Annotated in this window: 1 protein-coding gene; it reads right to left on the bottom strand. The window is 45.1% G+C overall.

What is annotated here, in order from left to right:
- A partial coding sequence (locus tag R8N49_RS26510) for a cadherin-like domain-containing protein (RefSeq protein ID WP_318190367.1) occupies positions 1-782 on the bottom strand: 782 nt, incomplete at both ends.

The raw sequence follows: 782 nt of genomic DNA, 5'->3' as shown, positions 1-782 counted from the left end.
AAGACGTTAATGATGGTTGGTGTGTCTTCGACTACATTCGAGCTGTCAGCCTCAATGTCGACTACTGGTGCTACTGTAAAGTCCACCGTTTGGCTAACGCTCTCGCCGCTTGGGTCTTTAGCTGTGAACGTAATTGTCTCTTTGCCATTCCAATCCGCAGTTGGAGTGATGGTAGCAACACCATTCACAATAGAAATTTGGATGCTGTTATTGCCAGAAACTGAGAATTCTAGCGAGGAATCAGAATCTTTGAATACTTCATTCAAGTCGATCGTGTAGGTCGCGAAATCTTCCGATAACACTTGGTCTGCAATGGCATTTTCAACAGTCGGTGCATCGTTAACACGATTCACAATCAAACTGTCACTGTCGTTAGCCGTTGGATTAATACCATCCGACACTGACGCGCTAATAGTCAGGTCTTTAAGGTTAAGTTCATCATTGTTAACTGCATCAACGCCCGCTTGAGTCAGCTTGACTTCATCGCCAACCAACACAAAGTAACCGTTTGAGTTGTTTTCTAAAGAAACGGTTAATTGGTCTTCAGAAGTGTCAGTATCGCGAACCGTTAAGGTTGCGACTACCGTATCAGTGCTCACTGCATCTTCAGTGATGCTTTCTACTGCATCAACCTTGATGGTTGGCGCATCGTTCACTGGATTTACTGTAACAGTTACTTTCGCTTCGTCGGTCAATTGACCGTCCGTTACGGTGTAGGTAATTTCAGCGTCACCATTGAAGTTTTCGGCCGGTGTGAACACCAGTTTGCCATCCACCACTTC

The organism is Vibrio sp. 1978, assembly GCF_033344345.1.
This window is presented reverse-complemented; position numbering and strand designations above follow the sequence as displayed.